General features: G+C 56.0%; 23 protein-coding genes. 5 read left to right on the forward strand and 18 right to left on the reverse strand.

The genetic code is table 11. The features are described 5' to 3' along the window. Positions 1-4 precede the first annotated feature (4 nt). The 13 genes from KGP17_RS18525 to pdxB form a co-directional block, all read right to left on the reverse strand. A complete protein-coding gene (locus KGP17_RS18525; RefSeq protein WP_021806023.1) occupies positions 5-712 on the reverse strand; it encodes an ABC transporter permease in 708 nt (235 codons plus the stop codon). Continuing rightward, on the reverse strand, positions 709-1,395 hold the full coding sequence (locus KGP17_RS18530) for a histidine ABC transporter permease HisQ (protein ID WP_021178569.1): 687 nt from the start codon (positions 1,393-1,395) through the stop codon (positions 709-711). The genes KGP17_RS18525 and KGP17_RS18530 overlap by 4 nt, the downstream gene beginning before the upstream one ends. 96 nt (positions 1,396-1,491) lie before the next feature. Continuing rightward, positions 1,492-2,274, reverse strand: a complete 783-nt coding sequence (gene hisJ, locus KGP17_RS18535) for a histidine ABC transporter substrate-binding protein HisJ (protein WP_024485210.1) — start codon at positions 2,272-2,274, stop codon at positions 1,492-1,494. 297 nt (positions 2,275-2,571) lie between these two features. Continuing rightward, on the reverse strand, positions 2,572-3,144 hold the full coding sequence (locus KGP17_RS18540) for a UbiX family flavin prenyltransferase (protein WP_021178571.1): 573 nt from the start codon (positions 3,142-3,144) through the stop codon (positions 2,572-2,574). A 146-nt stretch (positions 3,145-3,290) separates the two neighbouring features. Continuing rightward, the gene (purF, locus tag KGP17_RS18545; RefSeq protein ID WP_021178572.1) at positions 3,291-4,808 is read right to left on the reverse strand and encodes an amidophosphoribosyltransferase; all 1,518 of its coding nucleotides are present in this window, start codon (positions 4,806-4,808) and stop codon (positions 3,291-3,293) included. Positions 4,809-4,829: 21 nt separating this feature from the next. After that, positions 4,830-5,330 (reverse strand): colicin V production protein, encoded by a 501-nt coding sequence (cvpA, locus tag KGP17_RS18550; protein ID WP_021178573.1) that lies wholly within the window; start codon positions 5,328-5,330, stop codon positions 4,830-4,832. A gap of 489 nt (positions 5,331-5,819) precedes the next feature. Then, complete coding sequence (gene dedD / locus KGP17_RS18555; protein WP_223498131.1) at positions 5,820-6,548, reverse strand: cell division protein DedD; 729 nt, start codon at positions 6,546-6,548, stop codon at positions 5,820-5,822. Then, positions 6,549-7,814 carry a bifunctional tetrahydrofolate synthase/dihydrofolate synthase gene (gene folC, locus KGP17_RS18560; protein WP_059201333.1) on the reverse strand — a complete coding sequence of 422 codons (1,266 nt, stop codon included), beginning with the start codon at positions 7,812-7,814 and terminating at the stop codon, positions 6,549-6,551. A gap of 155 nt (positions 7,815-7,969) precedes the next feature. Further along, positions 7,970-8,878: an acetyl-CoA carboxylase, carboxyltransferase subunit beta gene (gene accD, locus KGP17_RS18565; RefSeq protein WP_021178576.1), complete on the reverse strand. Its 909-nt coding sequence runs from the start codon at positions 8,876-8,878 to the stop codon at positions 7,970-7,972. Between the two features lie 231 nt (positions 8,879-9,109). After that, positions 9,110-9,772: a DedA family protein gene (locus KGP17_RS18570; RefSeq protein WP_021178577.1), complete on the reverse strand. Its 663-nt coding sequence runs from the start codon at positions 9,770-9,772 to the stop codon at positions 9,110-9,112. A gap of 80 nt (positions 9,773-9,852) precedes the next feature. Then, on the reverse strand, positions 9,853-10,674 hold the full coding sequence (gene truA / locus KGP17_RS18575; protein WP_021178578.1) for a tRNA pseudouridine(38-40) synthase TruA: 822 nt from the start codon (positions 10,672-10,674) through the stop codon (positions 9,853-9,855). After that, positions 10,674-11,684, reverse strand: a complete 1,011-nt coding sequence (locus KGP17_RS18580) for an aspartate-semialdehyde dehydrogenase (protein WP_024485602.1) — start codon at positions 11,682-11,684, stop codon at positions 10,674-10,676. Before KGP17_RS18580 ends, truA begins: the two co-directional genes overlap by 1 nt. A 103-nt stretch (positions 11,685-11,787) precedes the next feature. After that, positions 11,788-12,909, reverse strand: a complete 1,122-nt coding sequence (gene pdxB, locus KGP17_RS18585) for a 4-phosphoerythronate dehydrogenase PdxB (protein ID WP_223498132.1) — start codon at positions 12,907-12,909, stop codon at positions 11,788-11,790. A gap of 214 nt (positions 12,910-13,123) precedes the next feature. Here pdxB and KGP17_RS18590 point away from each other — a divergent pair, with 214 nt between their 5' ends. Then, a complete protein-coding gene (locus KGP17_RS18590; RefSeq protein ID WP_223498133.1) occupies positions 13,124-13,705 on the forward strand; it encodes a common pilus major fimbrillin subunit EcpA in 582 nt (193 codons plus the stop codon). A gap of 16 nt (positions 13,706-13,721) precedes the next feature. Here KGP17_RS18590 and KGP17_RS18595 read toward each other — a convergent pair whose 3' ends face one another. Next, complete coding sequence (locus KGP17_RS18595) at positions 13,722-14,495, reverse strand: helix-turn-helix domain-containing protein (protein WP_115158221.1); 774 nt, start codon at positions 14,493-14,495, stop codon at positions 13,722-13,724. Positions 14,496-14,603: 108 nt separating this feature from the next. On the opposite strand from KGP17_RS18595, the gene KGP17_RS18600 reads away from it, so the two are divergent. Beyond that, positions 14,604-15,497 (forward strand): DMT family transporter, encoded by an 894-nt coding sequence (locus tag KGP17_RS18600; protein WP_021806031.1) that lies wholly within the window; start codon positions 14,604-14,606, stop codon positions 15,495-15,497. Between the two features lie 33 nt (positions 15,498-15,530). On the opposite strand, the gene KGP17_RS18605 is transcribed toward KGP17_RS18600, so the two are convergent. Next, positions 15,531-16,943, reverse strand: coding sequence for a sensor histidine kinase (locus KGP17_RS18605; RefSeq protein WP_094982000.1), 1,413 nt, complete (start codon positions 16,941-16,943; stop codon positions 15,531-15,533). Further along, entirely contained in the window at positions 16,930-17,604 is a 675-nt protein-coding gene (gene tctD, locus KGP17_RS18610) for a transcriptional regulator TctD (protein ID WP_021806033.1), read from the reverse strand. Before tctD ends, KGP17_RS18605 begins: the two co-directional genes overlap by 14 nt. Positions 17,605-17,727: 123 nt before the next feature. Here tctD and KGP17_RS18615 point away from each other — a divergent pair, with 123 nt between their 5' ends. The 3 genes from KGP17_RS18615 to KGP17_RS18625 are packed head-to-tail and all read left to right on the forward strand — an operon-like array spanning position 17,728 to position 20,686. Then, positions 17,728-18,708, forward strand: a complete 981-nt coding sequence (locus KGP17_RS18615) for a tripartite tricarboxylate transporter substrate binding protein (RefSeq protein WP_021806034.1) — start codon at positions 17,728-17,730, stop codon at positions 18,706-18,708. A gap of 14 nt (positions 18,709-18,722) precedes the next feature. Continuing rightward, the gene (locus KGP17_RS18620; protein WP_021806035.1) at positions 18,723-19,154 is read left to right on the forward strand and encodes a tripartite tricarboxylate transporter TctB family protein; all 432 of its coding nucleotides are present in this window, start codon (positions 18,723-18,725) and stop codon (positions 19,152-19,154) included. A gap of 11 nt (positions 19,155-19,165) precedes the next feature. Continuing rightward, positions 19,166-20,686, forward strand: coding sequence for a tripartite tricarboxylate transporter permease (locus tag KGP17_RS18625; RefSeq protein ID WP_021178588.1), 1,521 nt, complete (start codon positions 19,166-19,168; stop codon positions 20,684-20,686). An 81-nt stretch (positions 20,687-20,767) separates the two neighbouring features. On the opposite strand, the gene KGP17_RS18630 is transcribed toward KGP17_RS18625, so the two are convergent. Further along, a complete protein-coding gene (locus tag KGP17_RS18630; RefSeq protein ID WP_223498134.1) occupies positions 20,768-21,397 on the reverse strand; it encodes a CatB-related O-acetyltransferase in 630 nt (209 codons plus the stop codon). Between the two features lie 183 nt (positions 21,398-21,580). Beyond that, a complete protein-coding gene (locus tag KGP17_RS18635; RefSeq protein WP_094982003.1) occupies positions 21,581-22,567 on the reverse strand; it encodes a DMT family transporter in 987 nt (328 codons plus the stop codon). Between the last annotated feature and the right edge of the window lie 130 nt (positions 22,568-22,697).

The following is a 22,697-nucleotide window of genomic DNA, read 5'->3' on the forward strand; positions in this document are numbered from 1 at the left end:
TCATTCATCGATGAGTTACGTGTGCCATCCAGCGTTTTTCTGCCCTGCGGAACAGGCTGATCAACGTATAGGAGATAATCAGATACAGCACGGCCGCAATGCCAAAGGCATAAAACGGCTGGTAGGTCGCCGCGTTGATATCGCGGGCCACCTTCAACAGGTCCGGCACCGTGGCGGTAAAGGCCAGTGCGGTCGAGTGCAGCATCAGAATCACTTCATTGCTGTACGCCGGTAGTGCCGAACGCAGCGCCGAAGGCAAAATAATGCAGCGATACAGTTTAAAGCTGGAAAACCCATAGGCCCTGGCCGCTTCAATTTCCCCATGCGGCACCGAACGAATGGCTCCGGCGAAAATCTCTGTGGTATAGGCACAGGTATTCAGCGTTAGCGCCAATATGGTGCAGTTCATCCCGCTGCGGAAAAACGCATTGAGCAGCTCAGTACCCCGCACGATTTCCAGGCTGTACATACCGGAATAAAACACCAACAGTTGTACGTACAGCGGCGTACCGCGGAAAACATAGGTATACAGCCACACCGGGTAGCGTACCCAGCGGATGGAAGATACCCGAGCTACCGCCATCGGGATGGCCAGCAGCCCGCCCATGACCACCGAAGAGATCAGCAACCACAGGGTCACCGCCACGCCGGTATAACGATAGCCATCGGTCCACAGCAGTTGCTGCCAATACTGATGCAGGATATCGATCATAGTTCGGCCCTTTTGACGCCCAGTGAATAACGCCGCTCAAGCCACAGCAACACGCCGTTGGAAATCGTGGTGAACAACAGATACACCAAGCCTGCGACAATGGCGTAGAAGAAAGGCTGATAGGTGCCCTTTCCTGCCAGCTGCGTGGCCTTTACCAGATCGTTGAGTCCAAGAATGGATACCAAGGCCGTCGCCTTGAGGATCACCTGCCAGTTGTTGCCGATGCCGGGTAACGCAAAGCGCATCATGGCCGGAAACAGAATGCGGCGGAAAATCTGCCCGTTGGAAAAACCGAAGGCGGTAGCCGCCTCGATCTGACCACGAGGCACCGCCAGGTAGGCTCCCCGGAAGGTTTCGGTAAAATAGGCTCCGTAGATAAAGCCCAGGGTAATGATGCCCGCCCCCAAGGGATCGATATCAATCTGCGAGAAGCCAATAAACTCCGTCACATGGTTAAGGGCAATTTGCAGACCGTAGAAGATCAACAGCATCAACACCAGGTCCGGCACGCCACGGATCAAGGTGGTATAGGCACCAAAGATCGTGGAAATAACAGGGTTTTGCGAAAGTTTACCGCCAGCGCCGATCAAACCAATCACCACCGCCAGCAATACGGAACTGAGGGCCAGCTCCAGCGTCACCAGAGCCCCCTCAAATATCAGTTGGGAGTAACCTTGTAGCATTTACGTCACCCTGTCGTCATTGAGCACGTCATGACACTCCAGCCAGAACAGGCCCGGAAAACCGGGCCTGTTGTCATAGAGAGTACCCGACAGGAATTAGCCGCCGTAAACGTCAAAGTCGAAGTATTTTTTCGCGAACTTATCGTAGGTGCCGTCTTTGCGCATTTCGGCGAAGGCTTTGTCCAGTGCCGCTTTCAGCTCGGTTTCATCCTTGCGCAGGCCCATACCGGTGCCGACACCAAAGAATTTATCGTCCTTCACCGACTCACCGGCAAACTCATACTCCTTGCCTGGAGGCTGCTTCAGGAAGCCTTCGCTCGCGGCGACTTCATCTTGAAACGCGGCGTCAATACGCCCGGAAGCCAGATCCGCATACACCAGATCCTGGTTCTGGTAAGGCACCACGGTCACGCCTTTTGGCTGCCAGTTGGCGTTAGCAAAAGCTTCCTGGGTGGTCCCCTGCAATACGCCGATGCTTTTGCCCTTCAGCGCATCGACGGTTGGCAGGATCTTGGAGCCTTTTGGTGCGATCAGCCGTGAGTTGGCCGCAAACAGCTTGTCGGTGAAAGCAATTTCCTGCTGGCGTTTTTCGGTAATGGACAGAGAAGAGATGATCGCGTCGATTTTCTTCGCTTTCAGGGAGGGGATCAGCGCATCAAAATCGCTTTCCACAAAGATACACTTGGTATTTATGCGTTTGCACAGCTCGGTGGCCAGATCGATATCGAAGCCAACCAGTTGCCCCTGCGCATTTTTCGATTCAAACGGCGCATAGGTAGGATCGGTGCCGATTTTCAGCGTGGAAGGTAATGCGGCGAATGCACTGCTAACCGCGCTCAAAGCCAAAACTAAAGGGAGAACTTTAACAAGCTTTTTCATAATTACCCTCAAATGGATATTTTTGCCGATGCCACTACGGGCATTACTTTCATCACACACAGGATCTGCAGTAATCATGCCACTTTGTCATTAGCGAGCGCGGGGAACGGCCACGCTCTGTTCAAAGCTCTTCCCAGAGGCAACGAACAACAAAATGAACGGCAAACTCGGGCTTCGCCATGGAAAACCTACAAGTTACTGAAACAGAGTGCATGGGGAAGCAGGATCATTATGATGCATCAATCGCACTAAATCAGTGCGATGTTGCACAAATGTATAAATTTGAGGGTGAAATAGTTAATTGACGCCTTGCCAACGCGTGAAGAGATCTTGCGGCAGTTCAATGTCAAACTGGTCGATAACCCGATTAACGGTCTGATCGATAATATCATCAACGGTCTGCGGACGATGGTAGAAGGCCGGTACCGGCGGCATAATCACCGCCCCCATCTCCGCCGCCTGAGTCATCAGCCGCAGATGGCCCAGGTGCAACGGCGTTTCGCGCACGCAGAGCACCAGTGGCCGACGCTCTTTGAGGACCACATCGGCGGCCCGAGTCAGCAGCCCATCGCTGTAACTGTTGACGATGCCAGATAGCGTTTTGATTGAGCATGGCAAAATCACCATCCCCATGGTTTTGAACGAGCCGGAGGAAATGCTGGCGGCAATATCACGCGAATCGTGCACTACATCGGCCAAAGCCTGAACGTCACGCAGGCTCAGAGAGGTTTCCAACGCCAGCGTCTGGCGTGCCGCGTTGCTCATTACCAGGTGGGTTTCCACCTCTTCTACACCACGTAGTACCTGTAGTAAGCGCACGCCGTAGATAGCGCCGCTGGCGCCGGAAATACCGATAATGAGTCTTTTCATCAAGCTGGCCTTTGTCGGGAAATATGCCGTAAGGATAGCCGAATAGGGGCAGGTTTGGCAGCAAACCTTCGTAGATTCAAGGTGGGAATAAAACAATGCACCATAACCAACGCTACGGTGCACCGTTTTGGTGAGGCACGTGGGCGTTAGCCCTCGTTATGCATTTCCAGATTTTCGGCTTCCGTCTGGCCGCGCAACGCTTTGGCATCGTCATTACGCAGCGTTTCCAGATATTCCAGATAGCTCTGGTCAACGTCTTTGGTCACGTAGATGCCGTTAAACACCGAGCATTCAAACTGGGCGATATCCGGGTTCTCTTCGCGCACTGCGGCGATCAGGTCATCCAGATCCTGGAAAATCAGGCCGTCGGCACCAATAATCTGGCGGATTTCGTCTACTTCACGCCCATGGGCAATCAGCTCCGTCGCGCTCGGCATATCGATGCCGTACACGTTAGGGAAGCGGATCTCCGGTGCGGCAGAAGCCAGATAAACCCGTTTGGCCCCGGCGTCACGCGCCATCTCCACGATCTGCTCTGAAGTGGTACCACGGACGATGGAGTCATCAACCAACAGCACGTTCTTATCGCGGAATTCGGCACGATTGGCGTTCAGCTTGCGGCGTACCGACTTACGGCGAGCCTGCTGGCCCGGCATGATGAAGGTGCGGCCAACATAGCGATTCTTGACGAAGCCCTGGCGATACGGCTTATCCAGAATACGGGCAATCTCCAGCGCGATATCGCAAGAGGTTTCCGGGATCGGGATCACCACGTCAATATCCAGATCTTCCCATTCGCGCGCAATCTTCTCACCCAATTTCTGCCCCATACGCACGCGGGCGCTGTAGACGGAGATCTTGTCCATAAAGGAGTCAGGACGGGCAAAGTAGACATACTCGAACAGGCATGGATTGGTTTTTGGGTTCTCCGCGCACTGGCGAGTGAACAACTGGCCTTTTTCGGTGATATACACCGCTTCGCCCGGCGCTACGTCGCGCAGGAAGTCGAAGCCCAAGGTATCCAGCGCCACGCTCTCAGAGGCTACCATGTACTCACAGCGGCCATCTTCCAGCTCACGTTTGCCGATCACCAGCGGGCGAATGCCGTTGGGATCGCGGAACGCCACCAGACCGTGGCCGATAATCATGGCTACGCAGGCGTAAGCGCCACGCAGTTGCTGATGCATCGCGGCAACGGCGGTAAATATGTTGTCGGACTCCAATGGATAATGCGGGAAACGGTCAAGCTCGGTGGCCAGCACGTTCAGCAGGATCTCGGAATCGGAAGTGGTGTTGACATGACGGCGGCCACGTTCAAACAGCTGTTGGCGCAGTTCGTGGGCGTTGGTCAGGTTGCCGTTGTGTGCCAGCGTAATGCCGAACGGCGAGTTGACATAGAAAGGTTGAGCTTCTGAAGCGCTGGAGCTGCCAGCCGTTGGGTAACGCACATGGCCAATGCCCATGTTGCCCTGCAGGCGCAGCATATGCCGGGCTTCAAATACATCTTTCACCAGACCATTTGCCTTGCGCAGGCGGAACCCATTATGGGCATCAATAGTGACGATGCCAGCGGCATCCTGTCCACGATGCTGGAGCACCATCAATGCATCATAAATCGACTGGTTTACCGGCATAAAACCGGCGATACCGACAATACCGCACATGTTGTCTTTTCCTCTAAGCCGCTACCGCCCCGGTAATTGGGTTGGTAAGAAACTCGACGTGCTTTGCAGATAGTCAAAGAACCATCTGATGATGTAACTGAACTGGGGGATCAACTGTGACTGTTTCCAGTCCGCACTCTGCGACAGGGTGGTAAAGGTATCCAGGAAGAACAGTATCGCCGCCACGATCAACACGCCGCGCAGTGCGCCGAAACACACGCCCAGCACCCGATCGGTGCCCGATAATCCGGTTTTCTCTACCAGTGACCCAATCACATAGTTAACGATAGCGCCCACAATCAGCGTTGCGATAAACAAAATGGCAATCGCAATGCCGTTACGTACCAGCTCATCTTCAAAACGGGTGAAGTAGGCTGCAAGGTATGGGTAGAAATGGCTGGCAACAAAGAACGCACATCCCCATGTCACAAGTGACAATGCTTCGCGAACAAAACCTCGGATCAGGCTCACCAGAGCCGAAAATCCAATCAACGCTAAAATGACGTAATCAATCCAGACCATGAACTATTCCAATGATGAATCGCCCCTGCATCCAATCGCGGCGAATTCTAACAGAAAAAGAAAACGTTTGCGTAGCGGATTTCCCACCACGTAACAAATAAAAAACGGCGATGTTAAAATTGCCAATCGCCGCGCCTACATAGGATATCCGGCCCCTGAAAGGCACATTTTTTATGGTGATTTGGCAATCCTCCTCCTTGAGCACTGGCCCCTCACCCTAACCCTCTCCCACAGGGAGAGGGGATCGTCCGAGTCGCGGTTAGCGGTTGTGACACAATTCCAACTTCCCCGTACCTTCTCCAACAGGGAGGCGGATCGTCCAAATCGCTGTGAGCTGCTGTGACACAATTCCAACTTACCCGAACCTTGGATTAAGTGAGCAAGAATATTAGAACCCCTCCCCCTCTACGCACAATGCTTGAGGGAACGCCCCCTCTCCCTGTGGGAGAGGGTCGGGGTGAGGGGCATACATATGACAGCCCCAATGGATCAACGTGCGCTATACGCCTTCACCTGCCCGCTCAGCCCACTGATCCCATTCAGCTCCGCCAGCGAAGCCTGCAGCTTCTGCTTCGAGGCATCTGGGCCAACGTAGATGCGGGTGATCTCACCCTGCACCGGCGTGGATGGCACGGTATAAGCCCGGTGCCCAGACAGGCGCAGCGAAGCGACGATCTCATTGACCTTGGCAGCATTTTTCAACGCCCCCAGCTGCACCACATAGGCCTGACCAACCGGTGCCTTTTCTTCAACCGCAGGTTTGGTTTCAGGCTTTGGCTCTGGTTTCACTTCCGGCTTTGGCTCTACCTTTGGCGGTGTTGGCACTGGCTTAGGTTTCACTTCCACCGGCTTCACCTCTACCGGTTTAGGTTTAGTTGGCTGAACCGGTTTGGTTTCGATGGGCGGCGGAGCAACAACCGCAGGCTGCTGCTGTTGAGTCGTTTGATTAGCCGCCTGCTGGGCGGAAGCCTCGGCGGCGGCCTGCTGCTGCTCAACCAAAGCGCCAGCCCCCTCCGGTGGAACCGAAGGTAGCGCCTGATTGGCCGGTGGGATCACGTCGATTTCATGAGCATCCCCCGGTTTGGGCACTAACGGGATCGCCGCAAACTCATCCTCATAATGCTTCTTTTTGCCGTCAAGCAGCCCCGGCAGGACAATCACCCCCAGGGCAACCAAAATCACGGTTCCAACCAGTCGATTCTGAAATTTACTTGCCACTCACACTCCCCGCCTCTCGTCTAACGCCGCCATCACGTGGGCAACAGTGTGGAAAGACCCACAGACGATCACAATATCCTGAATATCTGCGTCCTGCATAGCCTGACGCCAGGCAGTTTCGACATCGGCAAATTTGCGTGGTTCCGTTAAATACTGTGCCAGCAGCTCAACGCTGGCTCCGCGCGGGCCTTCCAGCGGTGCACAATACCACTCGTCCACCTGTTCACTCAGGCAGGCCAGCGTACCGGCAATGTCTTTGTCCGACAGCATCCCCACCACCGCGCGTACTACTCCGCCATTGCGGGGGAGTTTCGCCAGCCGCCCAGCCAGATAGGACGCTGCATGAGGGTTGTGGGCAACGTCCAGGATCAGTTGCGGGTTCTGCTGCACGGTCTGAAAACGCCCTGGCAAAGCGGCCTGTTGTAGACCGGCAAAAATCGCTTTTTCGTCGATTTCCAGCGCCGAATAGTGCAGCGCAGCCAATGCCGTTGCCGCATTCGCCAAGGGGACATTAGGCATAGGGAGCTCGGTCAGACGTGTGCCGCCCCCTTCCCATTGCCAGCGTTCACCCTGTTCGCTGAACGACCAGGCATCATCACGGCGATACAGTTGAGCGTTGAGATCTTCCGCTACCTGCTGGATGCTATGCGGCATATCCGGTTCACCGACCACGGCAGGCTTGCCGCCACGGAATATCCCCGCCTTCTCGCGGCCAATGCTTTCACGATCGTGGCCTAGCCAGTCGGTGTGATCCAAGGCAATGCTGGTCACCACGGCGACGCTTGGCTCAACGATATTGGTCGCGTCCAGACGCCCGCCCAGCCCCACTTCCAGGATCACCACGTCAAGCTTAGCCTGTTTAAACAGCTGTAATGCCGACAGGGTGCCAAATTCGAAATAGGTCAGCGAGGTTTCCCCCCTGCCAGCCTCAATCGCGGCAAAAGAGCGGCAGTGTTCAGCTTCACTCAGCTCTTCACCCTGTATGCGCACCCGTTCGGTATAACGCACCAGATGCGGTGAACTGTAAACCCCGACCCGAAGCCCGGCAGCCAGCAAAATGGCCTCTAACGTGCGGCAGGTGGTGCCTTTGCCGTTAGTACCGGCAACGGTAAATACCGTAGGAGCAGGAGTGAGAAGGTCAAGGTGCGCCGCAACGTGTTGCACACGCTCCAGGCCGAGTTCGATCGCCTGGCTATGCAGACGTTCCAGATAGTAAAGCCACGAGCTCAATGGCGACGTGGCTTGGGGAATTTGGTGGTTTTGCATGAGTCCCATCACTGACTTTGGGTTCATAAATCCGTAAGACGCATCGCCCTGACGATGTCAAAAGCGATGCTCTTCGTTTCCCGCCGCAACTTAGCCACAAAATGGCGGCAGAACCCGGCGCAGGCTTGCACCTATACCGGGTCTTTGTCTGCTCCTCAGGCGTCGGCCTGATTTTCCTGAGCGATGACCGGCGCGGCCTCATCGAAATGCGGCTGCGGCTGGTTGGTCAGCTTGGACAGAATGCTGGCCAGGGTCTGACGCATCACCGGACGGCGCACGATCATGTCGATGGCGCCCTTTTCAATCAGGAACTCACTGCGCTGGAAGCCCGGCGGCAGTTTTTCACGTACGGTTTGTTCGATAACCCGTGGCCCGGCAAAGCCGATCAGCGCTTTTGGCTCGGCAATGTTGATATCGCCCAGCATCGCCAGGCTGGCGGATACGCCACCCATGGTCGGATCGGTCAGTACCGAAATATACGGCAGGCCACGCTCTTGCAGCTTGGCCAACGCGGCGCTGGTTTTCGCCATCTGCATCAGCGACATCAGCGCTTCCTGCATACGCGCACCGCCACTGGCAGAGAAGCACACCAGCGGGCAGTTATCTTCCAACGCCTGTTCAACCGCACGCACAAAGCGTGCACCAACCACGGAAGACATCGAACCGCCGATAAAGGCGAATTCGAAGGAGGCCGCAACGATCGGCATGCCATACAGCGTGCCCTTCATCACCACCAGCGCGTCTTTCTCGCCGGTTGCTTTCTGTGCGGCAACCAGACGGTCTTTGTACTTTTTGGAATCCTTGAACTTCAGAACGTCTTTCGGCTCCAGTTCGCTGCCCAGTTCCACTTCACTGCCTTCATCCAGCAAGGTATGCAGACGCATACGGGCTGACATGCGCATGTGGTGGTCACACTTGGGGCAGACCTCAAGGTTACGCTCCAGTTCAGCACGGTAAAGGACCTGACCACAGCTATCGCATTTGGTCCAGACCCCTTCAGGAATGCTCACCTTACGGGTTTGCGTAACATTGCTTTTGTTGAGAATTCGTTCAATCCAGCTCATCGATGACCTTTCTGTTTGAACCTGGCAGACACCCGTCCGCTGTTCATGCCTTAACAATCCTCCCGTAACACACCCCATGCAAAAATGCCGAGCTAAGCGCAACTGGCGCGCTACCAAGGCATTGGCTTCAGGGTCGTTCGCGGGAACAGACCATAAATGTCGCTCATTAAACCATATCGGCCCGATTGTGTGGACAAAAAACTGGTCGAACCGACGGGTTAAGCGGTGTTTTTACTGTTTTTGTTGGCGGGCAGCCGCGCGTTTATGGCGCCAGATTTCAATAATGCCCGGCAGAATTGAAACCAGGATGATGCCAACAATCAACAACTTCAAGTTTTCCTGCACGATCGGCAAGTCGCCAAACAGGTAGCCAGCATAAGTGAACAGCAGCACCCAAAGTAGCGCACCAATCACGTTATAGGCAGCAAAGTGGCGATAGGACATATGCCCCATACCGGCCACGAACGGCGCAAAGGTGCGCACGATCGGCACAAATCGCGCCAGAATAATGGTTTTTCCGCCGTGTTTCTCGTAGAACTGGTGGGTTTTGTCCAGATAGCTACGACGGAAAATTTTCGAGTTCGGGTTGCTGAACAGCTTTTCGCCGAACAGCCGACCAATAGTGTAGTTGACGGCATCGCCAATCACCGCTGCAATCACCATCAACGCCACCATGGTATGCACGTTGAGATCGTTGGAAGGCAACGCGGCCAGCGCACCGGCGACAAACAGCAGAGAATCCCCCGGCAGGAATGGCGTAACCACCAGCCCGGTTTCACAAAACAGGATCAGGAACAGAATGGCGTAAACCCACATACCGTATTGCGCGACCAGTTCGGCCAGGTGCACATCAATATGCAAAATAAAATCAATCAGAAACTTGATGATGTCCATAAACTCTCTCAATTGACCGGGTGTCTCTCTCACCCAGCGTTGGCACCAATAAATAACGCATTAATCTGCCAGCCTGCCAGTTAATCGTCAGCTAAAAACAACGGCCCCATCGGCGGCCGGGGCAAGGCAAACGACTCTGGATAATCAACCGCGACCAGATACAGGCCTTCAGCCCGTGCGGTAGCGGCCGCCAGGCTGCGATCTTTGAGCGCCAACAGCTCGCCCATCCAGTTCTCATCCTGATTGCCACAGCCAATCTCCATCAGGCTGCCAACAATGTTGCGCACCATATGATGGACAAAGGCGTTGGCCTTTATATCTACCACGATATATTCGCCATAGCGCGAAACCTTAACGTGTTTTACGTTTCGCCACGGCGTACGTGACTGGCATTGCACCGCCCGGAATGAGGTAAAGTCGTTTTCCCCCAGCAGGGCCTGCGCGGCACGATGCATGCGATCGGCGTCCAGCGGATGATAAAAGTGCGTCACCCCCTGCTGCAAGACCGCCGGGCGATAGCGGTGATTATAAATAATGTAGCGATAACGCCGCGCGGTGGCGCTAAAGCGAGCATGAAAATCGCTGCTGACCTCTTTCACCCAGCGTACCGCGATATCTGGCGGCAAATGGCTGTTCACCCCCATCGTCCAGGCGGCGTCTTTACGCTGTGCGGCGGTTTCGAAATGCACCACCTGCCCGGTAGCGTGCACCCCAGCATCGGTGCGCCCGGCGCAGAATACGCCGATCGGCGCATCCGCCACCTTGCTTAACGCTTTTTCCAGGCATGCCTGGACGCTGGTAACTTCTTGCTGACGCTGCCAGCCGTAATAACGGCTGCCGTCATACTCAATCCCCAGCGCAATTTTCAGCATTGGCTGGGTTGGCAACTCCACCTCGGACATCAGTACATCTGCTCCTGCAACAGCCGTTCAGCGGTTTCGATCGCCATCAACGCGCCGCCAAAGCGCACGTTATCGGCCACCGACCAGAACTGCAGCATCTCGGGGATACCGTAATCATTGCGCAGACAGCCAATGCTCAGCATATCGCTGCCGGAAGCTTCGGTAACCTGAGTCGGATAATCGTCTTCTTCGCTCAGTTGAATATCTTCAGCCTGCTCCAGCTCGTGGCGAGCTTCCTCTGCCGCGATTGGACGCAGCGCTTCCAGATGTACCACTTGCGCATGGCCATAGAAAACCGGCGACTGAACGCAGCTTACCGAAATCGGCAGCCCTTCATCCTGCAACACCTTACGCACCTGATCGACGATCAGACGCTCTTCACGCACGCTGCCCTGCTCATCGGTCATCAATGGCAGCAGGTTAAACGCCAACTGCTTGGCGAACACGCCTGGTTCTGCGGGAATGCCGTTCAGCAGACGCGCGCTCTGGCCTGCCAGATCGTCCACCGCGACCTTGCCGCGAGCCGAAACCGACATCAGCGTGGTGACGTGCAGACGGGAAAGCCCGGCCTGTTCAGTCAGCGGTTTAATCGCCGTCAACAGTTGGCTCACCATACTGTCGGCCACCGCGACGATATTGCGGTTGCGGTAATCCGCCAGCACCTGAGGGTTAACACCTGGCACCACTAACGGCACGTCCGGCTCAAGTGCAAAATGGCCGCTGGTGTCGATCACCAGGCAGCCCATATTGCCCGCATCATCAGCGTAACGGGCCGCAGCTTCGCTACCGGCAACAAAAAACGCCAGTTGCGCCTGCGACCAGTCGAATTCTTCTACGTTTTCCACCAGCAAGGATTTGCCGTTGAAACGCACCGTAGCGCCAGCACTGCGCTCGCTGGCTAAAGGAAAGAGTTCACCCACCGGGAACTGGCGTTCCTGTAGCAATTCCAGCAACGCTTCACCTACTGCGCCAGTGGCACCGAGCACAGCGATATTCCAGCCGTCAGACATTGGGTTTCTCCAGAGTATTTGATTCAAATGCAAACGGGCGATGCAGTCACCGCCCGATAAACTTTACCGCCAATTGCCTTAAGGCAACCTTATGCTCGCCCTGTTACTGGACGCCGAAGCCCAGTTTGTGCAGCAGTTCCGCACTGGCGCTGTCATCGCACTGCACCCGCAGTGAAGACCACTCCCGGCGTTCCTGATAATGCTTGCGCAGGCGATCGAACTCACCCGGCAGCCCGGCAACTTGCCGCAGCGGCGCATCATCGCGGCGCACATCATACACCAAGTGCATCAATCGTTTTAACTTGCCTTCGTCCAGCGGACCATTGAGGCGGATTTCGCTGAACTCTGGCACCGGCAGCAGCGAGGCCAGCTCGATAGCTTGCGGCTGCCCCAGATGCTGGGCAAAGGCTTCAAACACCTGTGTGGTGCCGCGCGCCTTGCCTTCCAGCGTGTAACCGGCGATATGGGCGGTGCCGATATCCACCCGATCCAGCAACGGCACGCTGAGATCCGGCTCCGGCTCCCACACGTCCAGTACCGTACTCAATCGCTTACCCCGCTCCAACACGTTAAGCAACGCGGCGTTATGCACCACGGCCCCCCGGCAAGCGTTGATCAGAATGCGATCGTCGGGCAAAGCATCCAGCAGATCCGCGTTGGCCAGATGCAACGATTTATACGGGCCAGTCTTGTTCAACGGGGTATGGAACGTCAGCACGTCGGCCTCTGCCACCAGCTTTTCCAACGGCCAGAATTCGCCGCTGTCTCCACGATCGGCGCGTGGTGGATCGCACAACAGCGTACGCACGCCCATGGCTTTCAGGCGAGCATCCAGCCGGGAGCCAACATTGCCGACACCCACTATACCAACGGTTTTATCACGCAAAGAGAAGCCATCGCGCTCCGCCAACAGCATTAATGACGAAAGCACATACTCCACCACCGCAATGGCATTGCAGCCAGGGGCGGCCGAGAAACCAATCCCCGCCTGCTGCAACCACGCCTCGTCCACATGGTCGGTCCCCGCCGTAGCGGTGCCAACAAAACCGATCTTGGTGCCAGCCAACAGTTCCTGATTCACTTTGGTCACCGAGCGCACCATCAAGGCGTCGGCTTCGGCCAGCGCATCGGTTGGGATCGGGCGACCAGGCACGGCCTTTACTTCCCCCAAGCGGCTAAACAAATCCACCGCATAGGGCATATTTTCATCAACCAGTATCTTCACGTCACTCTCCGACGGGTATAGGTAAGCAATAGCTGCAAAATAGTGTGCCACTGAATGGTTTAGAAACCCAAGCTTGTTATGCACAGTGGAATAACGATGTTTTTCTTCTAAGCTTTATTGAGTTTTTTCCGATAATTACCAGGCAAGGAGGCGAACCTTCGCGTTAGCGACCGGCTAACGGGCAGAAACAAATCGAAAATCAAAGGTGTTAACCATGAAAAAAGCGACACTTGTTCTGGCGATCGTTGCAACACTCACAGCCGTTGGTACCGCTCAGGCTGAAAACGTGACTACACAAGCATTGGCCACCTGGCCTGCGATAGCGGTGAAAGACTCCTCCAGTCAATTGGTCGTTACCCCCATTGGCAACCTGTATTTCCAATATGCTGAAGGCGTAAAGCGCTTCAATAGCCAGCAAGGCGTGTTCGACGTAGCTCTCCAAGGCGAAGGAACCGCGATTAAACTGAGCGCCAAACTGGTTTCCAATACCCTGACTCAATTAGGCACCTCCGGTTCTACCCTGGAAGTGGGGGTTAAACACCACGGCGCTGCGATAACAAAAACCGCTCAAACCACCCTGATTGATACTTCGGCCGGTATATCAGGCGGTAACCTGAGCAAACTTGCTAACGCTGACAAGCAGCCTGGCCGCCAGAGTGCGCAAGACCACTTCGATTTCACTATCATCGGTGCGACGGCTGATGGCACGACCCCGGTGACCGACTTCAGCACCTTGCCGGCAGGCACCTGGAGTGGTGATGTGAACGTTCGGTTCGACGTAACCTGGGCCAGTTGATGTCGTGTTGGGATTGTCATGCCCGGCGGAAACGTTCTGGCGTGGTGCCGGCGATCTGCTGGAACATCACAATAAACGCGGAAGCCGAGCTGTAGCCCACATCGAGTGCGACATCCTGCACGGTTTTCCCCTGTTCGAGCAGCGAAAGCGCATGTAAAAAGCGCAGGCGCTGCCGCCACTCGCTAAACGACATGCCCAGTTCCTGCTGGCAACGGCGTGAAAGCGTCCGCTCAGTGGTATACACCTTGCTGGCCCATACCGCCAATGAGGTGTTATCCGCTGGGCAACGTTCCAACGCCTGTAACACTGGCCCCAAAAACTTGTCTTGCGAGGTCGGCAGATAGGTCTGTTGCACCGGGGAAATCCGCAGTTGGTCGATCAGCACCCGGCAAAGGCGCAGATCCTCTTCACTAGTGGGCTCCAGCATTTTTCGCCCCAGGCAATCTTCAACAATGGCGCTGAACACCGGCGAGACGTTGATCAAACAGGCCTCCTCTGGCAACCCGACGCATAAGGATTTGGCGATATTGATGGTGCGGAACAGCACCGGTTTGCGGTTATGGCTGGAATGCTCCATGCCCGGCGGCAACCAGACGGCGAACTCCGGCGGAGCCAAAAAACGCTGCCCGGCAATATTCAGCGCAATCACCCCGGTTTTGACGCAAATCAACTGCCCCCAGTCGTGGCTGTGCGGCAGATATTCGGTATCCGCATGGGTTTCTTCGCAGCGGAAAAACAGCGTGCGCGGAGCAGCGACGTCTGCGGTGGGATAATTACGGGTTTCGGCCATGGTGAAGTTGTCTTGATTTCGCGAAATGCTGTCTGATTTTGACTATATATAATAAACCGGACACGGGTAGACTAGCCAGCATGTTATTCGTTGTTGAGAATTATTATCATGAACGTGCTCTTTCCCCTGCTGGCGGTGCTGATCTGGTCGATTAACGCCGTAGTCAGTAAAGTATCGGCAACCGCCATCGATCCGGCGGCCATCTCCTTCTATCGCTGGGCATTGGCGCTGATCGTGCTCACCCCTTTCGTTCTGCCGGGAGCGATCCGTAATTGGCCTACCATTCGCGCCAACTGGTGGAAACTGATGATCCTCGGCCTGCTGGGGATGGTGCTGTATCAAAGCCTGGCCTATTACGCCGCACATAGCGTCAGCGCGCTGTTTATGGGCATCCTCAACTCGCTGATCCCGCTGCTGACGGTATTAATCGGTATATTCGTCCTGCGCGTTGCCCCCACCGTGGGTATCGCACTGGGTAGTATCCTGTCGCTGGGTGGGCTGGTGTGGCTGGTTAGCGCGGGGCAACCCGGGCTGCTGCTGCAACACGGCATTGGCAAAGGTGAACTGATGATGTTCGCCGCTTCGGCCTCCTACGCCCTGTACGGCGTGTTGACCAAACGTTGGGCGATCCCGTTACCCAACTGGCAGTCGTTGTATGTGCAGATCGTGTTTGGCGTGGTACTGCTATTGCCGAACTTCCTGATGGCGCATGACGTGCAGCTGACTAGCCAGAATATCCCGCTGGTGCTGTTTGCCGGTATCCCTGCTTCGATTGCCGCGCCGTTCCTGTGGATCCAAGGGGTGATGCGCCTGGGTGCCAACAAGGCTTCGATCTTTATGAATCTGGCGCCGGTGTTCACCGCAATAATTGCGGTCCTGTTCCTGCATGAACAGTTGCATAGCTACCATCTGATTGGTGGCGGTATCGCCCTGCTGGGGGTGATCTTGTCACAGCGCCTGCGCACGCCGTTAGGGCGCAGAAAAACCACCGTTACACCATAAGGTTCGGGGGGAGATGCGCCCCCTTACCCTCTATCACCCCAACAGCCTAAAGCGTATCCGCACCGACAGGCCACCTAGCGCGTCAGAACTCAGCAATTCCGGGCGGGTACCGTGATAAGCGGTAATATCTTTGACCAATGCCAGCCCCAACCCTGCGCCAGGCTGGTCACCCACATTATCCAACCGTCGAAACGGTTGTAGCGCAGCAACCGTCTGATCCTGAGCAATACCTGGGCCGCTGTCTTCTATCTCTAACAGCCCCTGCCCCTCTACCATCAATAAACGGGCGGTCACGACCCCCTTGGCTGGCGTGTATTTCAGCGCGTTATCCAACAGGTTGGCGCAAAGCTCCGCCAACAGCAACGCCTCACCGGCCACCCAACAAACTCCCACCCCTTCGTAACCAAGATCGATCCGCTTGCTGCGAGCCTGCGGCAGGCGCGAAAAACAGGCGTCGCGTAACACCTGCGCCAGATTAACCGGCTGCAACTTACGCTCGGCCTGATGCTCGTGCGCCTTCAGCCGTGAGAGGTATAGCAGGCGATCGGTCAACGCGACGGTACTGTCCAGGGTGGCGCTCATCCCTTCCAGACTCTCACGCCATTGCTCGGGCCGTTCGCTGGCCAATGCCACCCCCACCTGGGTTTTCAAAACCGTGAGCGGCGTACGTAGCTGGTGGGAGGCATCGGCACTAAAACGTTCCTGACGCGCCACCATCAACCGCAGCCGCTCAATATAGCGGTTGAATGCCAGCAGCAGCGGCTGCATTTCCGACCAGGGCAGCACCATCGGCAAAGGCGTCAGCTCCCCCGGATCGCGCCGCAGCATCATGCTGGACAGCTTGCGCAACGGTTGCAGCAGCTTTTTCAGCAGGATGTAAGCCAGAGTGAGCGTCAATACCACCACTGTCCCCTGGCTGAGCAGCGCCGCCAGCAGCATCTGCCGCGCCAGATAGCGCCGCGACTCTAACGTCTCCGCCACCAGAATGGTCGCCATCCCCATCACCCCGCCCTCATTCACCGGCTGGAACAGCGCCGCCACGCGGATTGGCTGCCCGCGATAGTGCGCATCGTAAAAATGCACCAGGGCCGGATAGAGGTTGGAACGAGGAATATAAGGTGGCATCTTGGGCAAATCGTTATAGCCCGAAATACTCTGCCCCTCAGGTGAAATAACCTGATAGTACAGCCGGTCGTTCATATTGCGCTCGAAGCTGTCCAGCACCACATAAGGCACATCCACCTCCAGGCGCTGATTGCGCACTACCAGCCGCTCCGCCACCGTACGGGCCGACGCCAATAAGGTGCGATCGTAGGCCATCGTCGCCGCACTCATCGCGCTGAAATAGTGGGTGTAGATTGAGATCCCACCCAATACCAGCAGCGGCAAACCAAAGAACAGCAGCAACTGATAGAACAACGAACGCGGTGCTTTAAACCACCTCATCGCACAGCTCCAGGCTGTAGCCCAGGCCCCGCAACGTCACGATCGCCACATTGCTCCCCTGGAGTTTCTTACGCACGCGATGGACGTAAAGTTCGATGCTTTCGGGGTTAGCCTCGTCAGAGAGGGTAAACACCTGCTCAAACAGTTGCTGCTTGGCGACCGGACGGCCACGGCGATGCATCAAGGTGGTCAACACCGCCAGCTCACGGGGAGTTAACGACAGGGGTTTTTCTGCCAGCAAGAAGTAGCCCTCGTCGTGATAGGTCAGCAAACCGTATTGCAATGCCTGTTGCGTCACGCCGACGCTGCGGCGCAGCAACGCCCGGATGCGTGCCTCCAATTCATCCAGTTCAAAGGGCTTGGTCAGGTAATCGTCAGCCCCAAGATTCAGCCCTTTAACCCGATCGGCCACCTCGGTACGGGCCGTCAATAGCAATACTGGCAGTGTCTGCCCACGCTTACGCAGCCGCGCCAACAGTTCGAGGCCGTTGAGCCGGGGCAGTGCGACATCCAGCACCACCAGCGCATAGCTTTCGTGTAGCAACAAATGGTCTGCCGCCACGCCGTCTATCGCCACATCCACTGCAAACCCAAGGCCGCTGAGGGCTTTCTGCAACCAATGAGCCAGCTCGGGGTGGTCTTCCACTAACAAGAGACGCATATCACATCCTGTAAACTTTCCCGGTCACTGAAAGGTAAATGAAAGGTTTCTGTTTTAACAATTTAGCAACCCCGTGTCAGCGGGGATTCTCACAAACTGAAACAAAACCGATGGGGAAACGTCATGAAAACAATAATTACCCGTACGCTTACCGCCACTGTTCTGCTGTTCGCCGCCAACCAGGCATTCGCCGTGGAAGCGCCAAAACGCACCGAATGTATCGCCCCAGCCAAACCTGGCGGAGGCTTCGATCTCACCTGCAAACTGATCCAGGTCTCCTTGCAAGAAACCAAGGCCATCGATAAGCCGATGCGCGTCACCTATATGCCCGGCGGCGTGGGGGCGGTGGCCTATAACGCCATCGTTGCCCAGCGGCCAGCCGAATTTGGCACCGTGGTGGCGTTCTCTGGCGGTTCCCTGCTGAACCTCTCACAAGGCAAGTTTGGCCGCTACAACGTGGATGATGTGAAGTGGCTGGCGGCAGTGGGCACCGATTACGGCATGATCGCCGTACGCGCCGACTCGCCTTACAAGACGCTGAAAGACTTGATGACAGCCTTCCAGAAAGACCCGAACAGCGTGGTATTTGGTGCTGGAGCCTCCATTGGCAGCCAGGATTGGATGAAAACTGCCCTGCTGGCCCGTGAAGTTGGCGTAGATCCCCACAAGATGCGCTATGTGGCGTTTGAAGGGGGCGGCGAGCCGGTGACCGCGCTGCTGGGTAATCACATTCAGGCAGTATCCGGCGATCTGAGCGAGATGGTGCCTTACCTGAAGGGCGATAAGCTGCGTGTGCTGGCGGTATATGCCGAAGAACGCCTGCCAGGCGAGCTGGCAAACGTCCCTACCGCCAAGGAGCAGGGGTTCAATCTGGTGTGGCCGATCATCCGCGGTTTCTACCTTGGCCCAAAGGTCAGCGAGGCCGAGTATCAATGGTGGATCGACACCTTCAAAACCATGACGGCAACCGAGGAGTTCAAACAACAGCGCGATCTACGCGGCCTGTTTGAATTCAACCTGACCGGGAAGGAGCTGGATACCTACGTGAAAAACCAGGTTAACCAGTACCGCGAGCAGGCTAAAGCGTTCGGGCTGGCCAAATAACCTAGGGGATTGACATGAGCGATCGTATTTTTGCTGCTCTGTGGCTGCTGCTCTGCGGCGGCGGCCTGTTTATCGGTTGGGGCATCCAGAGCGAATACAGCTATGAACCTTTAGGACCACGCCCCTTTCCTTTGGCCATCCTGAGCCTGATGGCCCTGTGTGCCGCATTGCTGCTGTTGCGTCGGCCACAGCTAGTCGAGTGGCCACATAAAAACGTGCTGCAACGCCTGCTGGTGCTAGTGATCACGCTGGTGCTGTACGCCTGGGGATTCGAGTGGCTCGGTTTCCCACTGGCAACGACTCTGCTGACTTTCAGCATTGGCCTGCTGTTCCAGGCCAGTATCAAAGCCGCCTTGATTTCAGGCGTCATAATGGGCGTTTCTCTGTTCTACGCCTTTGATTATTTACTGGATGTCACACTGCCACTCGGCGTTTGGCTGAGCTAACGGGAGCGATAATGGAAACCTGGATGTATTTATCACAAGGGTTCGAAGTGGCGCTACTGCCCCAGAACCTGATGATCGCCCTGATCGGCTGCTTCGTTGGCACTATCGTCGGGCTGCTGCCGGGCCTTGGCCCGATCAACGGCGTGGCGATCCTCTTACCGCTGGCTTTCGCCTTGAAGCTACCCGCCGAGTCGGCCCTGATCCTGCTGGCCACGGTGTATATCGGCTGTGAATACGGTGGGCGGATCTCTTCGATCCTGCTCAACGTCCCGGGGGATGCCGCCGCAATCATGACCGCGCTGGATGGCTATCCTATGGCCCAGCAGGGCCGTGCAGGGGTTGCCCTGTCGATCTCCGCTGTCAGCTCTTTCACCGGCTCGCTGGTCGCCATTATCGGCATTATTCTGTTCGCCCCCATGCTGGCCCGCTGGTCGCTGGCGTTTGGCCCGGCGGAATACTTTGCCCTGATGGTCTTTGCCATTGCCTGCCTTGGCAGCATGATGAGCCAGAACCCGTTGAAATCCTTGCTGGCGGCCCTGATTGGGCTGGGGCTGGCCACGGTGGGGGTGGACGCCAATACCGGCGTGTATCGCTTCACCTTCGACAGCGTACACCTCTCCGACGGCATTCAGTTTATTGTGGTGGTGATCGGGTTGTTCTCGGTCAGCGAGATCTTGCTGATGCTGGAAAGCACCAGCACGGGCCAGAAGCTGATCCGTAAAACCGGCCGCATGCTGTTTAACCGTAAAGAGGCCGCCGAGTGCGTTGGCCCTACCCTGCGATCCTCCTTTGTCGGTTTCTTCGTCGGTATTCTGCCCGGTGCCGGGGCGACCATTGCCAGTGCGCTCACCTATATGACCGAGAAGCGCATCAGCGGCAACAGTGAGTCGTTCGGTAAAGGGGATATTCGTGGCGTCGCCGCACCGGAGGCCGCCAATAACGCTTCCGCCTGCGGTTCATTTATCCCGATGCTGACCCTGGGCGTACCGGGTTCAGGCACTACGGCGGTGATGATGGGAGCATTGACGCTGTATAACATCACCCCTGGCCCGGCAATGTTCACCGAACAGCCGGATATCGTTTGGGGGCTGATCGCCGCGCTGCTGATCGCTAACGTGATGTTGTTGATCATGAACATCCCGTTAATTGGGCTGTTCACCCGTATGCTGACCGTGCCGCTGTGGTTTCTGGTACCGGCGATCGCCGCCGTTTCCGCCGTTGGGGTCTATGCGGTACACAGCACGACCTTCGATTTGCTGCTGATGGTGGGGCTAGGCGTGTTTGGCTACATCCTGCGCAAAATGCACTTCCCGATGTCGCCGCTGATCCTGGGGTTTGTGTTGGGAGAAATGCTGGAGCAAAACCTGCGCCGGGCGTTGTCTATCAGCAATGGGAACTTTGATATTCTGTGGAGCAGTACCATTGCCCAATGCCTGTTGGTGCTGGCCGTCGCCGTGTTGGTGTTACCACCGCTGCTGCGCAAACTCCGCAAACACCGTCGTATCAGCGGGGAAGCGACGGAAGTTGAGTAATGCAAAAAGGGCGCTGCATCATGCAGCGCCCCAATGTTGTGAGCCGGTTAAAAATCGGGCGGGACTAACCCGCCCGACTTATTATTGGCGTATAACCTCAACAGCCTGTTCCAAGGCCGTAATATCATCGCTGGCCAACAAGGGCTGGATGCTGGCGAACGCTTCGGCGGACAAATCGTAAATCTGCAACGCGAGTAAACGCTCGATTGTCTCCGCAGAAAACCGCCGTTTAATCATCCGGGCCGGATTGCCGCCAACGATAGCGTAGGGCTCGACATCCGCAGTCACCACGCAACCGGCAGCCACTATCGCCCCTTCGCCAATCGTCACGCCAGGCATCAGCATGGCCCGCATCCCGATCCAACAACCATCGCCAAGGCGGGTATCACCTTTAGGTAAATAAGACGCCTGGATGGTTTCCATAAACGGATACAGGCTCAGCCAATCAATACGGTGGGTATGATTCCCTCCCATCAGGATCACCGCTTCGGCGCCAATACAGACATAATCGCCAATGTGCAACCTGTCTAGCTGCCCCAGTGGCTCCCACTGTTGGCTGACCGCATCGCCGTGTAAATAGCGCACCACGGAGCGTTCAAAGCCGTCATCCCAGCAATGGCTGTAATAACTGTGGGTTCCCTTGATCAGGATATTGAGGTTGGTTACCGTCTGGTGGAGTAATTCTACTTGTGACCAGTGTTTATCAGACATGGCATCTTCTCTTAATTTATTGCAAGAGCCACGGAACGTAATGTCAGTGGCAGCGTTTTCCGTTCAAAAACACTGCCCAATCAAGCGATAAGCGCTCGTTTTAACCTTGGATTAATGATCATTTGCTGTTTGCACCCTGTTGTTTCGCGGCCAATGGTAACAAACCGGCGCAGAAAGCCAAGCCTACTTCGCTCTTCTCAGCATCAATACCCCGCCCATCACCAGCGCGCTACCCAATAGCTGTAACTGGTTCATATTTTCTCCCAACAGGAAGTAGGCGATGACCGCGGTAAACACCAGCTCCAGCGACAGGATAAGGTTGGCCACCGCCAGCGGCAGGGTTTTCAGGCTGATATTGTACAGGCCAAACCCCAGCAGCGTTGGCCCTGCGGCCAGCGTGAGCAGCAACAGCCAGCCACTCCACTGAATGCCTTGAACTCCCTGGGATAGAAACCACAGGTCCCCCGCCATGCCGTGAAATGCCGCCAAGGGGAAAAATGTCAGCAAGGTGTTGAACAACCACTGATACACGGCGGAAAAACCGAATACGTACAGGATGGTATTCCACACCGGGTAGCGCCGCTCGCTGGCGATACGCCCGCCGAGGGTGTACAGGGTGTAACCAATGCCGGACAGCATGCCGACCATCAGCCCCAACAGATCAAAACGGCTGTTGCCCATGCTGTCGCCGTTACTGACCAGGAAGCAGCCACCCAGGCTGACCACGATCACCAGCAATTCGCGCAGGCTGAGGCGTTCGTTGTACATCATCCAGCCCAGGAATACGGTAAAACCGACCGAGCAGTAGGTCAAAATAGTCGCCACCGAAGCGCCATTGAGCGCCACCGACAGCGTCCATAAGCTGTTAAACAATGCCAACAGCAAACCGTAGCCAGCGTAGAACGGCACCTGTTCACGTCGCAGATAAGCCCATTGTGGTTTGAACAGCAGCAATAACGGTAACAACACCAAGGCCACCAGGGCCGCACGCCAGAAAGCCAGCACAAACGTCGGTAGATGGTAATACTCGGTCAGCGCGCGGATGATGATGGCGGTAAACGCCAACAGCATGGCACTGATTATGGCGATCACGTAACCCTGGTTGGTTCCCCGCAGGATCCCGCCACTGACCACAACTGGTTCTGCTACAACACCCGACGGTAACGACATAACACCCTCAAAATTCCACCGCTTAATTCTCTGGCGGAGATTTTAACGCGGCCAGATTTTGCCACCATAGCCACTTTGCTACGATGTTGTGCAGGCCACTTTTATCGGTGCCAAGCCTTGTTACTCTGGG

It is taken from the genome of Serratia sp. JSRIV001 (assembly GCF_019968745.1).
In the GTDB taxonomy this organism is placed as follows: Bacteria; Pseudomonadota; Gammaproteobacteria; order Enterobacterales; family Enterobacteriaceae; genus Chania; species Chania fonticola_B.

Bases quoted from the DNA above. Each gene is read 5' to 3' on its own strand.
- KGP17_RS18525 (WP_021806023.1), bottom strand. From the start codon at position 712: ATGATCGATATCCTGCATCAGTATTGGCAGCAACTGCTGTGGACCGAT.
- KGP17_RS18530 (WP_021178569.1), bottom strand. From the start codon at position 1,395: ATGCTACAAGGTTACTCCCAACTGATATTTGAGGGGGCTCTGGTGACG.
- hisJ (WP_024485210.1), bottom strand. From the start codon at position 2,274: ATGAAAAAGCTTGTTAAAGTTCTCCCTTTAGTTTTGGCTTTGAGCGCG.
- KGP17_RS18540 (WP_021178571.1), bottom strand. From the start codon at position 3,144: ATGAAAAGACTCATTATCGGTATTTCCGGCGCCAGCGGCGCTATCTAC.
- purF (WP_021178572.1), bottom strand. From the start codon at position 4,808: ATGTGCGGTATTGTCGGTATCGCCGGTTTTATGCCGGTAAACCAGTCG.
- cvpA (WP_021178573.1), bottom strand. From the start codon at position 5,330: ATGGTCTGGATTGATTACGTCATTTTAGCGTTGATTGGATTTTCGGCT.
- folC (WP_059201333.1), bottom strand. From the start codon at position 7,814: ATGCAAAACCACCAAATTCCCCAAGCCACGTCGCCATTGAGCTCGTGG.
- accD (WP_021178576.1), bottom strand. From the start codon at position 8,878: ATGAGCTGGATTGAACGAATTCTCAACAAAAGCAATGTTACGCAAACC.
- KGP17_RS18570 (WP_021178577.1), bottom strand. From the start codon at position 9,772: ATGGACATCATCAAGTTTCTGATTGATTTTATTTTGCATATTGATGTG.
- truA (WP_021178578.1), bottom strand. From the start codon at position 10,674: ATGTCCGAGGTGGAGTTGCCAACCCAGCCAATGCTGAAAATTGCGCTG.
- KGP17_RS18580 (WP_024485602.1), bottom strand. From the start codon at position 11,684: ATGTCTGACGGCTGGAATATCGCTGTGCTCGGTGCCACTGGCGCAGTA.
- KGP17_RS18590 (WP_223498133.1), top strand. From the start codon at position 13,124: ATGAAAAAAGCGACACTTGTTCTGGCGATCGTTGCAACACTCACAGCC.
- KGP17_RS18595 (WP_115158221.1), bottom strand. From the start codon at position 14,495: ATGGCCGAAACCCGTAATTATCCCACCGCAGACGTCGCTGCTCCGCGC.
- KGP17_RS18600 (WP_021806031.1), top strand. From the start codon at position 14,604: ATGAACGTGCTCTTTCCCCTGCTGGCGGTGCTGATCTGGTCGATTAAC.
- KGP17_RS18605 (WP_094982000.1), bottom strand. From the start codon at position 16,943: ATGAGGTGGTTTAAAGCACCGCGTTCGTTGTTCTATCAGTTGCTGCTG.
- tctD (WP_021806033.1), bottom strand. From the start codon at position 17,604: ATGCGTCTCTTGTTAGTGGAAGACCACCCCGAGCTGGCTCATTGGTTG.
- KGP17_RS18615 (WP_021806034.1), top strand. From the start codon at position 17,728: ATGAAAACAATAATTACCCGTACGCTTACCGCCACTGTTCTGCTGTTC.
- KGP17_RS18620 (WP_021806035.1), top strand. From the start codon at position 18,723: ATGAGCGATCGTATTTTTGCTGCTCTGTGGCTGCTGCTCTGCGGCGGC.
- KGP17_RS18625 (WP_021178588.1), top strand. From the start codon at position 19,166: ATGGAAACCTGGATGTATTTATCACAAGGGTTCGAAGTGGCGCTACTG.
- KGP17_RS18630 (WP_223498134.1), bottom strand. From the start codon at position 21,397: ATGTCTGATAAACACTGGTCACAAGTAGAATTACTCCACCAGACGGTA.
- KGP17_RS18635 (WP_094982003.1), bottom strand. From the start codon at position 22,567: ATGTCGTTACCGTCGGGTGTTGTAGCAGAACCAGTTGTGGTCAGTGGC.